Origin of the sequence: Sphingomonas sp. AX6 (assembly GCF_902506605.1) — a bacterium.
In the GTDB taxonomy this organism is placed as follows: Bacteria; Pseudomonadota; Alphaproteobacteria; order Sphingomonadales; family Sphingomonadaceae; genus Sphingomonas.
Map to the genome: position 1 here is coordinate 2,608,102 of NZ_LR733979.1, position 11,945 is coordinate 2,620,046.

Consider the following 11,945-nt stretch of genomic DNA (forward strand, 5'->3'; position numbering starts at 1 on the left):
AAAACGTCCGTCTCAAGACAACAATGCCAGCAATTCGAGAGCGCGCCTTGAAGATCAATCTCATGAGGAACATGGATGAACTGCAAGAGCTATCCGAGAAATTTGCGAAGGTCTTGTTCAAGGTCCACAAGGACGAGGTCGAGCTCGGCATCGTGATGGACCAAAGGCGGCAAGCCGCATCGGACTACTGGAAGCGGCTTGCCGATGGTCGCGTGTATGCAGGCGCAAGGCAATTTTAAGACCTGCTGGACCGCGATGGCATCGATGCAGAGTCGCTCGCGTCGCTGAATGCGCACGAAACCCACCAAATCAACAGCTACATCCAGAGCGTCTTGCTCAACAAGAATCCATCCAGAAAGCGCCGCTAAGGAATTCTCATCCCTCTAAGCGAACTGCGCGTCGAGATACCTGCGTACCCTGAGAAGGTCGTCCAGGCTATCGCTCATCATCATTTCCAGCGGGGCGCGCCCATTGAAAAGCTCCGCTCGGTTGGGATGTCGAATCCAGCGCCGCGAGCGTCCGGGTAGCAGGCTCTCAAGCGCCGCGTAGATCCCAAAGACCGCGCTGATCCGGAGCAGCGTGTTTTTCGACACTCCGACAGGTTCTGATGATCGCTCAGTCTCGGCGATATCCGTTGCTTGGGGACCGAGGAGTTTCATCTCTTCATCAGTTGTGAGTTCCCAGAAACGAGCGATGTTTCGGAACGTGCGCAGCCCGGGTCCTGCCAGATCGCGTTCGGTGTCCACGGGACTAGACGGCTGGTTATCCTCATGCGCAAACAGTACGTCGAGCGCCCGCTGCTCGGCGTCTGCCCACCCATTCTCGCAGAAAATTTCGGGCCCTGCGCCGGGGACAGGGGCGGACCGCCCGATCATCACGGACGAACCGTTTCTGTTCGCGGGCATGAATTGTGCCCGATCTTTGTCGTCGATTAGCAGCCGCATAGATGGGAAATACTCAGTCCGACCATTCTCGTGCACCACGACGTTGAACCGGCTGCTGGCGGGCCGATCGGCTTTCCACAGCAGAATAACTGCGGACCAGTCTCTTGTGCTCGCAGCCGCCGACAGGTCACCCCCCTCCCCGCCCACGCATACGATCAGATCGTCCCTGGCAAAGCAGGCGCCACCAGAGATCCGAGCGGTCGAGGACCCGCTGAGATTAGCCAAATGATCGGCGAGCGCTTTTACAACCGCTTCGGTGCGAGAAAGCGCTTGCTCGTTAGAGATAGGTTTGAAGCTCGTGAGTGACATCGCGCCCTCCTTTTTGTTCTGAATTTTCGATAATTTTGCAGCTTGGCTCGGTTAGGCAGCCGACAGGATTTCGGCCCACTCACCAGCGAGAAGGGTGCGGGAGCCGAAGTTGCGGATCTCTGTGAAAGCTCCCCAGTTGCTGCCCTGCAGCGCCCGGGCAAAGGCAATGAGATGGACATGTGGCTTGTGATCGTAGCCCAACTCGGAAGGGACATGCTGGACTAGGATTGTCGCCAGACCCCGCTGCTCAGCAAACGACTGGAGCGCGAAGCGACGGGCCAATTCGAACTGACGATGCCGAGCCATCGATGGGTCGAACCGCACTCCGGTGATCGTCAACAGATCACGCTGATCCTTGATCATCCGTCGCTCATAGTCGTCGATGATCTCCTCGACGCCGTATAATAGATCAGCCGCATCGTACGGCAGCACCAGCGCATGGCGCGTGTTGATCTCAGCCGCCCCGCCAAGCTTCAGGCGTCGATCGATCGCACCGCGAACGTTGTTGGGCTGGCCTTCGTGTTCCGAAAGGATCGCGCCATGGACAATGTCGATGTGGCCGACCTTGGAATTATCAGGCTTGTAATCGAGGGCCATTACATCCCTCCGACGAGCTGACGGATCAGCCGCTTACCGGCGTCCACGCCATGCATGCGGCCTTCGCCGGAAATGAACGGCGGGAGGTCGTCGGCAACTAACGCGCCGTTGACGACCGCCCAATGCATACCAGTTGCACAAGGATCTTCCGGGATGAGCCAGCAGCAGCCGTCTTCGCCGTTGAGCCAGAGCTCCAGATTACGATGCCAGAGCCAGAAGCCATCCGCGTTGTATGCAATGTCCGCCGACAGTCCGCAGCTGTCGCGCTCTCGTAACGCAACGAGGCTCGCCCCGGATTTGCGGGCCTGCTTTAACAGCTGACGTTCGTCGAAGCTGCCTCGCTCGCAATTGGCGATCAGAGATTTCAGTGGTGACTTGGTCTGATGCGGCGGCTGCCACCCCCCCTTCAGCATCAAGATAAATTGGAGCGCGGCGACTAGCCCCGCCGGGCCGGCGCTGGATTTTGCAGGACACACGATCGCGTTTTGGAAGGTCATTTCGAAGCCTTTTGAAGGGTGCGTAGGCACCCCGCCTCCGAGACTTTTTCATTCTCTTCAGCGGAGCACTTCCACTCCTCTGGCCTTCATTCTTTTGGATTCCTGTTCCCTACATGTTCTGCATGACGCTACATGGCCGTCTTGGCCCAGCCCGATTGCCCCTATGAGCGCATTGACTGAGCTCCATAGCGGCAACTACCCCGCCGTTTTCATCGCTTTTACAGCTTGGGCATTTGTTCGCGGTGCCCCACGTGCGGGACGCGAGCTTGTTCCCGCTGCGGCAGTTGCCTTTCTGTTGGTGCCGCTCGCAACGCTGGTATCCTGGACCGCGCATCCGCCAGTCGAACCGTTGATCGACCTTGTGGCGGTCGCACTAGCCGCGATGTTAATGCTCGCATGGCGATCAGCGATGAAGCGCGCCAAGTCAGGCACGCGGGACAGCGTTTGGGCACATCAAACACCGGCGGTGTAAAGGTCGCAAAATGGCTCTGCGGCGCTGCTTCACCAACATCAATTCCGTCTGAGTCGTTGGCAGCTACGCGCCCTATGATCTGCCGTTCGAGACTCTTGGCATGGATCCCCACGCATCGGGCCCGCTAGGAAAAAAGGGGCTCGACGGTGGTTGGGGACAAGGGTGAGATCGCCCCAGCCCCCGAGATCAAGTGACGTTTGCCAACAGCGGCAACCTCGAAGCACACCGATCAACGCTTCTTTTTGACGATAGTCGCCGTAAAATCCGGATCCTTGCCCCCTACCCAGTCGACGAATTTGCGCACCTTCGGATCGGCCAGCAATCCCGCCACATCCGTCCCATGTCGCTGCAGTTCGGAATTGGTGAAATTGGCGATCAGCGTTTGCTGGCAAATGGGGTGCATGGGCACGACGTCGCGCCCGCCGCGGCTTTTGGGTATGGGATGATGCCAGACAATGGTCTTGCCAGTGGGCCGGCTACAGAGCCAGCATATCACTGCCTCTACCGGAGTATCTTCCTGGGCGGGCAGGTCTCCGTAGGGGTCACGTTTCGATTGCTTGCGGGCCATGCGTGTATCTGAATGCCTAAATTGCGCTGCCCCGCCTATAGCCACGCGGTTGGCATTAACCCATCAGCATCTCCCATTGGACGTTTGAAAGCGGCACCATCCGCCAATGTAGCGAAAGCGGACAGGGTTCGTCGTACGGAAAAGCGCTGGTCGGCTCGGAGAGAAGGGCGCAACTGAGGCCGTATGAACCCTTATGATGCGACACTGGAAGAACTTGGCTGGAATTCACATTTCGGCGATCAGATCTCGGTTGAGGAAGCTCGGCAATGCCGCCCGGTCCGGGTAATGGCAGTTCATCGCGGTGAGATTGCGGTCGCGTGCGCAGGATCGCACCATTCGATCACGCCTTATATTCCGGGCGCACTTCCGTCTGACGATCACCCCACAGTCGGCGACTGGGTGTTGATCGACGAGGGTACGCTGTTACCGACGCGGGTCCTCCGCCGTCGCAACCTGTTCAAAAGGCGTGCGCCAGGCGATCCACGCAAAGAACAAATGATCACCGCAAATATCGACACGGTGTTTATCGTCGCCTCCTGCAACCAGGATTTCAGCGTTGCGCGTCTGGAGCGCTATCTTGTGCTGGCGCGTGAGGTGGGGGTGAATGCGGTCGTGGTCCTTACCAAGACCGACCTTACGGACACACCGGATGTTTTCGCTGCCGCGGTGCGCGCGATCGAGCCCGGATTGCACGTCGAAACCGTCGACGGGCGCGATCCCGAAAGCGTAGCCCACCTCGCCAAATGGTGCGGCAAAGGAAAAACCGTGGCGCTGATGGGTTCCTCTGGCGTCGGCAAATCGACGCTCGTCAATACGATGCGCAGCTCGGACAGCATCGCAACCCAAGAAGTCCGCACAAGCGACGATACGGGGCGCCACACGACCACCGTGCGCCAGATGCACAGGCTCGACCGGGGCGGATGGCTGCTCGACATGCCGGGTATGCGCGAATTGCAATTGCCAGACGCGACCACGGGGATATCCGAGGTATTCGACGACTTTATCCTGGCGGCGCAGCGTTGCCGCTTTTCGGACTGCGCACATGGGGTAGAGCCCGGCTGCGCGGTTCAGGCAGCGCTTGCGGACGGCACGCTGACGTCGGAGCGTTTCGATCGTTGGCGGCGGCTGGAGGCAGAGGGCATCGTCGCTCCGGCATATCTGGGAAAGCGCCGACGGTAACGAGGTGGGCGGGTGATTGGGTAGCTGGCGATCGGACCGCGTGCCATGTGCCTTCAACCCGCAAGAGACTTTGTTTCCGCGGATCGTCGCCCCGCGCCGCAGCCGATGGGCATTTACGGGCCGCATCCCTGCGATGAAATTACACGCGCGGTTTGGGCATTTGGCCCGATGCATGCGGATAGGTGCTTTCGCGCAACTTGGCGGCATAGCCCCGTGCCAGTCCCGCATGCGCAATACGCGCCTCTATGCTCCGGGCAGACTTGGCACGCAGAAGCGAGACTTGCTCCCGCTTGAGCAGATAATTGATGTCCACGACCAACCCTTTCGCATAGCGAGGGTACAGTGCCCCTCAGTCACAAGATGCTCGAGCGGGCCTGGTGATGACCCGCTCATAACACAGATGACGTGGGATTGCGCGGCGTCTCGCGCCCTAGCGTTTCGGGCTCGCGCAAGTCGCTTAGTTCCACTTGCACCGGGACGACGCGCCTTAGTCGTGCTTTTCTTCCTCGAATGTCACCGCAACGTCTCCGTTCGCAGTTAAGCGGACCCGGTCGCCTTCGATCGTGGCGACAAGCCCCGTCGAGATATAATGGTGATGACCGGCATGATGGCCCTCGCCGCTGTCCTTCTTGGTCAGTTTGATCCGATCGCCCTTGACCTTGTCGACCGTGCCGACATGCACGCCGTCGGCGCCGATGACTTCCATATGCTCGCGGATTTTCGTGAGGTCGGTCATGATAAGCTCCTAGTATTGAACTGCTTGGGACCAAACGCGTCAAGGAGGCGATAGGGCTCAATTCCCCTTAATGCGGCGATAGCTGGCTCATGCATTGGCCCGGCTATGCCGATCCGTGCGCCTTGCGAAAGGTGTTCATCAAGATCGTGGGTCGGTCTCACGCCAAACGTGTGCAGGCACCGCTTCAATGCGTACATCAATTGCGCGCGGGTGCTGCATCATGCCAACCGATGTTGGAGAAAGAAGTGCAGCATCGCGCGCGACGCATCGGGACCGCTCGGGTCGGTATAGGAGCCCCCGGCATCGCCACCCGCCCAGGCATGGCCAGCGCCGTGCACCGTCCATTGTTCCACCAGAACTCGTCCAGATGGGTCGGCAGTCGTTTCGCGCGTGTAGGTTCGCCCACTCTTCGCACGGCCATTTTCGGTCTGGGTTTCGAGCGACCCGTTCAATCCCGCGGCAGCACCGCTTGCGATCTCGGCGCTATTGACGGGGTGAACCGTGGCGTCGCGGTCGCCGTGGAAGGTGATGACGGAGACGAACTTCACTCCGCTTTTTCCTTCTCGCAAACCGCTACCGCGCCGCATCGCCGACAAGGCGCTGGGCAAGTCGCGAGCCGATCCGCAGGCCAGACCGGAATGGATGCCCACCGCCGCAAACACGTCAGGATAGCACGCCGCCATGCTCGCGGCAGCAGCCGCGCCTGCGGACAGCCCCGCAGCATAGACGCGCGCCGGATCGACTTTCTCTCGATTTAACGCGTTCTCTACAATGCCTGCGATTTGCGCAGGCTCGCCGCGCCCGCGTTTCTGATCGCCGGGCCTAAACCAGTTCCAGCATTTCTGGGGATTGGCCGACTGAGGCTGGCGAGGATAAGCGACTATGAAGCCCAGTTCGTCCGCCAGCGCGTTAGTGGTTATGCAGCGTTGCAAGGGTCGGGTGGCAACGTTTAAGATCGCAACGGTTACCTAGCCGTTTCAGACTGCCAGTCTCCGGCAGACAAAGCAGGTGGCTTGTGGAGATCATCTTATTTAGACTGGCATCCGCGGGGGGATCACATTCCACCGTGATCGCCCGTTATCTAGCGTATGCGCTGGCCAGCGGGCGGCCACAGTTCATTGAGGGTTTACTCGGGCTTGGCCATCTTCGTGTGCTGTTTGGCGAGCATCGTGTCCGGCGTCAGGTGCGAGAGCGCCGCCTGAATCTTGTTCTTCACGCCGGAGACGACATGGGCGGATCCGTCGACCATGGCGTCCCAGCCGTTGCGCGCGGTCTTGGCCGGATCTTCCTTGCCATCGTCCTTGCCCACCGGCGTATCGAGCATGTTGGCGCGACGGAAGAATTCGGTGTCGGTCGGGCCGGGCATCAGCACCGTCACGCTGACGCCGCTATCCTTCAGCTCCTCGCGCAACGCGTAGGAGAAGCTGTCGAGATACGCCTTCGTGCCGTTATACACCGCCTGATAGCTGCCGGGGATCAGCCCGGCGATCGATCCGACGATCAGGATGCTGCCCTCGCCCTGCGTCGTCATCCGCTGCGCGACCTTTTGCAAGAGATAGGTCGTGCCCGTGACATTGGTGTCGATCACGCGCCGCCAATCGTCGGGCGACTGAGTGACGAAGGCGTGACCCAAACCGCGCCCGGCATTGGCGATGAGGATGTCGATGCGGCGCTCGCCGATGGCCGCGAGCAATTGGTCATTGCCCTCGAAGCTGGCGAGATCTGCCTCAACCGCCTCGACTGAGACGCCGCTCGCGCGGATCTCGCCTGCCGCCGCGTCGATCGCGGGTTCGTCGGCGACGAGGATCAGGTCGTAGCCCTCGGCCGCCGCGATCTTCGCCAGTTCGCGTCCGATGCCGGTCGAGGCACCGGTAATCACTGCCAATTTGTCGCCCATGTTACGCCTCCATGCCGGGTTTAAGGACGACCTTGGTGTAATCGTCCTGATGGTTCTTGAAATTCGCATAGCCGTCGGCCGCCTGTTCAAGCGGCAGGCGATGCGAGATGAGGAAGGTGGTGTCGATCTTGCCGTCGGCGATCATACCCAGCAGCTTGTCCATATATTTCTGGGTATGGGTCTGGCCGGATTTGATGCTCAGCCCCTTTTCCATCAGCGCGCCGAGCGGGAATTTATCGGTCATCCCGCCATAGACGCCGGGGATCGACACGCGCCCGCCCTTGCGAACCGCGAGGATCGCCTGTTTCAATGCGGACGCACGGTCTGCACCAATGCCGATCTTCTGCTTTGCCACGTCCAGCATGTTGTCGATGGAAAAGCCGTGTGCTTCCATCCCGACCGCGTCGATCACTGCATCGGGGCCGCGCCCGCCCGACATCTCCAGCAATGCCTCGCGCACGTTCGTCTCGCGGAAATTGATGATCTCCGCGCCCAATCCCTTCGCCAGCGCCAGCCGGTTGGGATAGTGATCGATCACGATCACGCGGGCCGCGCCCATGATGATTGCGCTCTGCGCCGCGAACAGCCCGACCGGCCCTGCGCCCCAGACGGCGACCGTATCGCCGCTTTCGATTTCGGCATTTTCCGCCGCCATCCATCCGGTGGGCAGGATGTCGGACAGGAACAGAACCTTGTCGTCGTCCAGCCCGTCATCCTCGATCACCAGCGGGCCGACATCGCTGAACGGCACGCGGACATATTCCGCCTGCCCGCCGGAATAACCACCGGTCAGGTGCGAATAGCCGAACAGCCCGCTCATCGGCGTGCCGTACAGCGTCTCCGACATTTCCTGCTTATCGACCGGATTGGAATTGTCGCAGGCGCTGAACTGCTGATTGCCGCAGAAGAAGCAGCTGCCGCAGGCAATCGTGAAGGGGACGACGACGCGCTGTCCCTTTCGCAGGGTAGAGCCCGGGCCGACCTCGACCACTTCGCCCATGAACTCGTGGCCGAGAATGTCGCCGGACTGCACTGCGGGAATGACACCGTCGTACAAGTGCAGGTCGGACCCGCAAATGGCCGTCGAGGTCACCTTGATGATCGCATCGCGCGGGTTGACGATATCGGGATCGGGCACGGTATCGACGCGGACATCCTGCGTGCCGTGGAAACAAAGTGCGCGCATCAGGCGTCCTCCTCGATATTCAGTCGTCGATCGGAATTGGCGATCTCGCCAGTTTCCATCAGCATCTTGAAGCGGCGTAAGTCGCGGCGCGCCTGGATGGCGGGTTCGCGCTGGAGCAGTTTGGCGATCGCCTGGCCTGCGCGTCCCAACGGCGGCTTATAGGCGATGACGAGCTCGACCTCGGTGCCGCGGTCGCCGGGCGCATCGCGAAACTGGACGCGGCCTTCGGTATCGATGTCAGAACCTTCGACCGATCGCCACGCGATCAACTCGCCGGATTTTTCCTGCGCGATCTCGGTTTCGATGACGACGCTGGTGCCGCCGGGAGCCTTGATCGTCCAGCGTGACCGCTGGTCGCCAAGCGTCTCGACATTCTCCAGATTGTCCATGAACGACGGCAGATTGGTGAAGTCGCGCCAGAAGGCGAACAATTGGTCGCGCGGCGGTTTGGCGATCGTCACCGTCTTGCCGACCACCGCATAGTCACCGAAGCGACCGGTTCGCGCAGTGCGTCCGGGTGCACCGTCCTTGCCGCCGCGCGACGTGCTCGATCGCGCCAGCAACAATCCGCCGCCCACGGCCAACAGGCCCGCAACAGCACCCGCTGCAGAGAGAGTTTTTCGTTCCATCATGTTCCTCCGATGGTTCGACAGCGCCTGACTAACCCAGCCGTTCCGTTGCACACGCGCTTTTCGGATAACCTGTGCGAATTTCCGTCAAATCACCGCAAATTATTGATCCACGTCAGTTTTTCGGAAAGATTTCCAGGTTGCTGGCTTTGCAACGGCGACACGTTCATGGTCGCTCAATGGTTTCTCCGATCCGCCAGTTGCTCGTTCGACAGGTCCGCGCGATCTTCAACGACCGGGCGCGGGGCGAAACGCCGGTGGTGCGATCGGACGACAGCCTGTTCGAACCCGGCTCGCCGATCTGGCGCGTCCACGGCGATGTCACCAGCATGATGGTCGGCGGGGTCTCCGCCTTGTTGATGCAGATGCTCCACCCGTCCGCGCTCGCGGGTATCTGGGAACATTCGCGGTTTCGGGGCGACATGCTGGGTCGATTGCGGCGAACCGCGCGCTTCATCGCGGTGACGACCTATGCCAGCCGCGCGGAGGCAGAAGCGGCGATCGTGCAGGTTAATGCGATCCATGACCGGATCGTGGGCGAGCGCCCCGATGGCCGCGCCTATCGCGCGCGCGACCCCCGGCTGCTTGCCTGGGTGCATGTGACCGAGGCAAGCTGCTTTCTGGCGGCGTGGCAGCGCTATGGAAGCACGCCGCTAAGCCATATCGAGCAGGACCGATATTATGCCGAGTTCGCGCTGATCGCAAAGGCGCTCGGCGCGGATCCGGTCCCGCATAGCCGCGCTGAGGCTGACGCGCTGGTTGCGGCAATGCGGTCCGAGTTGCTCGCAGACGACCGCAGCCGGACGGTCGCGCGGCTGATCCTGGACCCGCCGCAATCGCCGCTGCACCTGATCCCGGCGCAAAAGATGATCGGCGCTGCCGCCATCGACCTGTTGCCCGATTGGGCCGCGCGAATGCATGGGCTGTCGGTCCCGCTGATCGCGAGACCCGCCGTGCGGAGCGGCGCCCGCGGCCTTGCCAGCACCATGCGCTGGGCGTTTCGCTGACGAAACGTCAGACCTCGACGGGTTCGAGATACAGGAATGCCGGGTCGAATTCGGCGACGCCGCGCAATCCGGCCATGTCATGCAGTTCGACCTTGGACGATCGAAACGTCACTAGCCCCGCTTCGCGTAATTGACGCAGCGATCGATTGATATGGACGGGGGTCAGGCCGAGACATTCGGCGAGGTCGGACTGGGTCAGCTTCAGCCGATACCCGGCATCGTCCGCCATCCCGACCAGGGCCAGGCGGGAATGGAGTTCGCACAACAGATGCGCGAGCCGCGAGACCGCATCGCGCCTGCCCAGCGACAATTCCCATTCGCGGTGGATCGCCGCGTCGAGGTTGGTCGAGAACCAGTAGATCCGCGTCAGATGCGGGTGATTTTCGGTCAGCGCCTGCAATCGGTCGTGCGGGACCAGCGCCACCCGGCACGGCGTCAACGCCATGATATTATGATCGAGGCGCTTGAGCGAGAAACTGTGGAGATCGACGAAATCGCCCGGTACGTGCAGCTCGGCGATCTGGCGCTGGCCGTCTTTCAAATCCTTGTACCGGCACATCAATCCGTCGAGCAGCATGGTGCTGTGATGGATGCGCTCACCGGCGTGGATCAGCGTGGTGCGCGCCGGAACCTCGCGCACTTCGCGCACAAGGGCGTGGATTGCCGACTCTTCTTCGGGAGTGATGCTGTGACGCGCGCGCGTACGCATCAAATGCTTTTCGATCATAGGCCCTCGGGTGGCAGGAGCAGGTCGAACGCATCGATAAACGCGACGGTGAACCCTGTGTCGTCCTCTTCGCAGCGCACGTCAATCTTGCCCCGCAGATCGACCATCCCATTGCCCGCTTCCTCTGCCACGATCGCGCGGATGCTGATGATTGCGATTTGGCGTGCCGCGTGTCCGTCGGACGCGCGCTGACCTTCTTCATCCGGGGTGAATCCGGTCCCGTTATGAACGTCGAAGCGATATCGCATGCCGGTGCTCAATCCACGCGCATCGGCGACAGATTGTATCGGGTTCGCGGTTCAGGGACTTCGCCGCTTTCGATGATCCGGCGGTATGTATCGGCCATCTGTCGATGCGCCTTGCGGACCGCGGGGTCCAACGCCGAATCGGCTCGGTCGGCCTCATCGCGGGCGCGACGTGCGTAATATTCCAGGTCGGACACCTGGGTCATCGTATTCCTCCATGATCCGACCGAAGGTAATGGGTCGGGCAAGGGGTCATGATCGGATCGCGAGACCAGGTCATTAACGCGGGTTAGTTTCCGCAAAGGTCGGACTGCGAATGCATGATGGGCTCCCGCCCCCGAAAGCTGCCGTGCACAATTTTTATCGGTCGACCCGGCTCCTTTCGGCGACCGCGCTCGTTGAGGCTGCATCGGTTGCGACCCCCTCGTACCGACCCATCTTCACGAAGGAATTATCCATGTCGAACAACAGCCATGACATCTCGACGCTCAACGGCCTGATCGCGACCACGATCGACAGCGTCGAAGGTTATACCGAAGCTGCAAAGGACAGCGACAACAGCCGGTTCGGTGCGATGTTCACCAGCCGCGCAGGCGAACGCCGCCAGGTTGCGACCAAGCTTCAGCAGGAAGTCAGCCGTCTGGGCGGCAATCCGGAAGACGACGGCACCGTGCTTGCCGGCGCGCACCGCGTGTTCCTGAATTTGAAGGCGGCCGTAACCGGCAAGGACGACAAGGCGATCGTCAACGAAGTCGAAGCCGGCGAGGATCATATCAAGGCGAAGTTTGAAGACGCACTTGAGGACGCCGAGTTGTCGCCCCAGGTCAAGGCAGTGGTCCAGGAATGCTACGGATCGGTCAAGGAAGGCCATGACGAGATGCGCGACCTGAAGCACTCGATGGAACGCTCGTAACGTTCAAGCGGGGCGGAGGAACAACCTCCGCCCCGCTAT

At 61.0% G+C, this 11,945-nt stretch carries 17 protein-coding genes; 4 read left to right on the forward strand and 13 right to left on the reverse strand.

Annotation, left to right across the window (positions count from 1 at the left end; all coding sequences use genetic code 11):
- Positions 1-47: 47 nt before the first annotated feature.
- Positions 48-239 carry a hypothetical protein gene (locus ENHY17A_RS12560; protein WP_159713184.1) on the forward strand — a complete coding sequence of 64 codons (192 nt, stop codon included), beginning with the start codon at positions 48-50 and terminating at the stop codon, positions 237-239.
- 144 nt (positions 240-383) lie between these two features.
- Here the strand turns inward: ENHY17A_RS12560 and ENHY17A_RS12565 are convergent, their stop codons facing one another.
- The 4 genes from ENHY17A_RS12565 to ENHY17A_RS12580 all read right to left on the reverse strand — a co-directional run bounded on the left by ENHY17A_RS12565 (position 384) and on the right by ENHY17A_RS12580 (position 3,387).
- The gene (locus ENHY17A_RS12565; RefSeq protein WP_159713186.1) at positions 384-1,253 is read right to left on the reverse strand and encodes an MbcA/ParS/Xre antitoxin family protein; all 870 of its coding nucleotides are present in this window, start codon (positions 1,251-1,253) and stop codon (positions 384-386) included.
- Between the two features lie 51 nt (positions 1,254-1,304).
- Positions 1,305-1,850, reverse strand: coding sequence for a hypothetical protein (locus tag ENHY17A_RS12570; RefSeq protein ID WP_159713188.1), 546 nt, complete (start codon positions 1,848-1,850; stop codon positions 1,305-1,307).
- Positions 1,850-2,347 (reverse strand): hypothetical protein, encoded by a 498-nt coding sequence (locus tag ENHY17A_RS12575; protein WP_159713190.1) that lies wholly within the window; start codon positions 2,345-2,347, stop codon positions 1,850-1,852. Before ENHY17A_RS12575 ends, ENHY17A_RS12570 begins: the two co-directional genes overlap by 1 nt.
- 701 nt (positions 2,348-3,048) lie before the next feature.
- The gene (locus ENHY17A_RS12580; protein WP_159713192.1) at positions 3,049-3,387 is read right to left on the reverse strand and encodes a hypothetical protein; all 339 of its coding nucleotides are present in this window, start codon (positions 3,385-3,387) and stop codon (positions 3,049-3,051) included.
- Between the two features lie 285 nt (positions 3,388-3,672).
- Between ENHY17A_RS12580 and rsgA the strand changes: the two genes are divergently transcribed.
- Positions 3,673-4,566, forward strand: a complete 894-nt coding sequence (gene rsgA, locus ENHY17A_RS12585; RefSeq protein ID WP_236547945.1) for a ribosome small subunit-dependent GTPase A — start codon at positions 3,673-3,675, stop codon at positions 4,564-4,566.
- A 139-nt stretch (positions 4,567-4,705) separates the two neighbouring features.
- On the opposite strand, the gene ENHY17A_RS12590 is transcribed toward rsgA, so the two are convergent.
- From ENHY17A_RS12590 to ENHY17A_RS12615, 6 genes are all read right to left on the reverse strand, one after another.
- Positions 4,706-4,879, reverse strand: a complete 174-nt coding sequence (locus tag ENHY17A_RS12590) for a hypothetical protein (RefSeq protein WP_201296397.1) — start codon at positions 4,877-4,879, stop codon at positions 4,706-4,708.
- A gap of 174 nt (positions 4,880-5,053) precedes the next feature.
- On the reverse strand, positions 5,054-5,302 hold the full coding sequence (locus ENHY17A_RS12595) for a DUF2171 domain-containing protein (protein ID WP_159713194.1): 249 nt from the start codon (positions 5,300-5,302) through the stop codon (positions 5,054-5,056).
- Between the two features lie 218 nt (positions 5,303-5,520).
- Complete coding sequence (locus ENHY17A_RS12600; protein WP_201296398.1) at positions 5,521-6,234, reverse strand: extracellular catalytic domain type 1 short-chain-length polyhydroxyalkanoate depolymerase; 714 nt, start codon at positions 6,232-6,234, stop codon at positions 5,521-5,523.
- A gap of 194 nt (positions 6,235-6,428) precedes the next feature.
- On the reverse strand, positions 6,429-7,199 hold the full coding sequence (locus tag ENHY17A_RS12605; protein ID WP_159713195.1) for an SDR family NAD(P)-dependent oxidoreductase: 771 nt from the start codon (positions 7,197-7,199) through the stop codon (positions 6,429-6,431).
- Between the two features lies 1 nt (position 7,200).
- Positions 7,201-8,385, reverse strand: a complete 1,185-nt coding sequence (locus ENHY17A_RS12610; RefSeq protein ID WP_159713196.1) for a zinc-dependent alcohol dehydrogenase — start codon at positions 8,383-8,385, stop codon at positions 7,201-7,203.
- The gene (locus tag ENHY17A_RS12615; RefSeq protein ID WP_236547946.1) at positions 8,385-9,014 is read right to left on the reverse strand and encodes an SRPBCC family protein; all 630 of its coding nucleotides are present in this window, start codon (positions 9,012-9,014) and stop codon (positions 8,385-8,387) included. The genes ENHY17A_RS12610 and ENHY17A_RS12615 overlap by 1 nt, the downstream gene beginning before the upstream one ends.
- A 179-nt stretch (positions 9,015-9,193) precedes the next feature.
- Between ENHY17A_RS12615 and ENHY17A_RS12620 the strand changes: the two genes are divergently transcribed.
- Entirely contained in the window at positions 9,194-10,021 is an 828-nt protein-coding gene (locus ENHY17A_RS12620; protein ID WP_159713198.1) for an oxygenase MpaB family protein, read from the forward strand.
- Positions 10,022-10,028: 7 nt separating this feature from the next.
- Here ENHY17A_RS12620 and ENHY17A_RS12625 read toward each other — a convergent pair whose 3' ends face one another.
- Genes ENHY17A_RS12625 through ENHY17A_RS12635 form a run of 3 tightly spaced genes read right to left on the reverse strand, consistent with a single transcriptional unit; the run spans position 10,029 to position 11,199 of the window.
- Positions 10,029-10,730: a Crp/Fnr family transcriptional regulator gene (locus tag ENHY17A_RS12625; protein WP_236547947.1), complete on the reverse strand. Its 702-nt coding sequence runs from the start codon at positions 10,728-10,730 to the stop codon at positions 10,029-10,031.
- 14 nt (positions 10,731-10,744) lie between these two features.
- Positions 10,745-10,996, reverse strand: coding sequence for a DUF6894 family protein (locus tag ENHY17A_RS12630; protein ID WP_159713200.1), 252 nt, complete (start codon positions 10,994-10,996; stop codon positions 10,745-10,747).
- A gap of 8 nt (positions 10,997-11,004) precedes the next feature.
- Positions 11,005-11,199 carry a hypothetical protein gene (locus ENHY17A_RS12635; RefSeq protein ID WP_159713202.1) on the reverse strand — a complete coding sequence of 65 codons (195 nt, stop codon included), beginning with the start codon at positions 11,197-11,199 and terminating at the stop codon, positions 11,005-11,007.
- A 251-nt stretch (positions 11,200-11,450) separates the two neighbouring features.
- Here ENHY17A_RS12635 and ENHY17A_RS12640 point away from each other — a divergent pair, with 251 nt between their 5' ends.
- Positions 11,451-11,906, forward strand: a complete 456-nt coding sequence (locus tag ENHY17A_RS12640) for a PA2169 family four-helix-bundle protein (protein ID WP_159713204.1) — start codon at positions 11,451-11,453, stop codon at positions 11,904-11,906.
- Positions 11,907-11,945: the final 39 nt, after the last annotated feature.

Excerpts from the sequence above, each read along its gene's own strand:
- ENHY17A_RS12595 (WP_159713194.1), bottom strand. The coding sequence starts at position 5,302 with ATGACCGACCTCACGAAAATCCGCGAGCATATGGAAGTCATCGGCGCC.
- ENHY17A_RS12615 (WP_236547946.1), bottom strand. The coding sequence starts at position 9,014 with ATGGAACGAAAAACTCTCTCTGCAGCGGGTGCTGTTGCGGGCCTGTTG.
- ENHY17A_RS12570 (WP_159713188.1), bottom strand. The coding sequence starts at position 1,850 with ATGGCCCTCGATTACAAGCCTGATAATTCCAAGGTCGGCCACATCGAC.
- ENHY17A_RS12625 (WP_236547947.1), bottom strand. The coding sequence starts at position 10,730 with ATGCGTACGCGCGCGCGTCACAGCATCACTCCCGAAGAAGAGTCGGCA.
- ENHY17A_RS12580 (WP_159713192.1), bottom strand. The coding sequence starts at position 3,387 with ATGGCCCGCAAGCAATCGAAACGTGACCCCTACGGAGACCTGCCCGCC.
- ENHY17A_RS12620 (WP_159713198.1), top strand. The coding sequence starts at position 9,194 with ATGGTTTCTCCGATCCGCCAGTTGCTCGTTCGACAGGTCCGCGCGATC.
- ENHY17A_RS12635 (WP_159713202.1), bottom strand. The coding sequence starts at position 11,199 with ATGACCCAGGTGTCCGACCTGGAATATTACGCACGTCGCGCCCGCGAT.
- ENHY17A_RS12630 (WP_159713200.1), bottom strand. The coding sequence starts at position 10,996 with ATGCGATATCGCTTCGACGTTCATAACGGGACCGGATTCACCCCGGAT.
- ENHY17A_RS12640 (WP_159713204.1), top strand. The coding sequence starts at position 11,451 with ATGTCGAACAACAGCCATGACATCTCGACGCTCAACGGCCTGATCGCG.
- ENHY17A_RS12605 (WP_159713195.1), bottom strand. The coding sequence starts at position 7,199 with ATGGGCGACAAATTGGCAGTGATTACCGGTGCCTCGACCGGCATCGGA.
- ENHY17A_RS12610 (WP_159713196.1), bottom strand. The coding sequence starts at position 8,385 with ATGCGCGCACTTTGTTTCCACGGCACGCAGGATGTCCGCGTCGATACC.
- ENHY17A_RS12575 (WP_159713190.1), bottom strand. The coding sequence starts at position 2,347 with ATGACCTTCCAAAACGCGATCGTGTGTCCTGCAAAATCCAGCGCCGGC.
- rsgA (WP_236547945.1), top strand. The coding sequence starts at position 3,673 with ATGGCAGTTCATCGCGGTGAGATTGCGGTCGCGTGCGCAGGATCGCAC.
- ENHY17A_RS12565 (WP_159713186.1), bottom strand. The coding sequence starts at position 1,253 with ATGTCACTCACGAGCTTCAAACCTATCTCTAACGAGCAAGCGCTTTCT.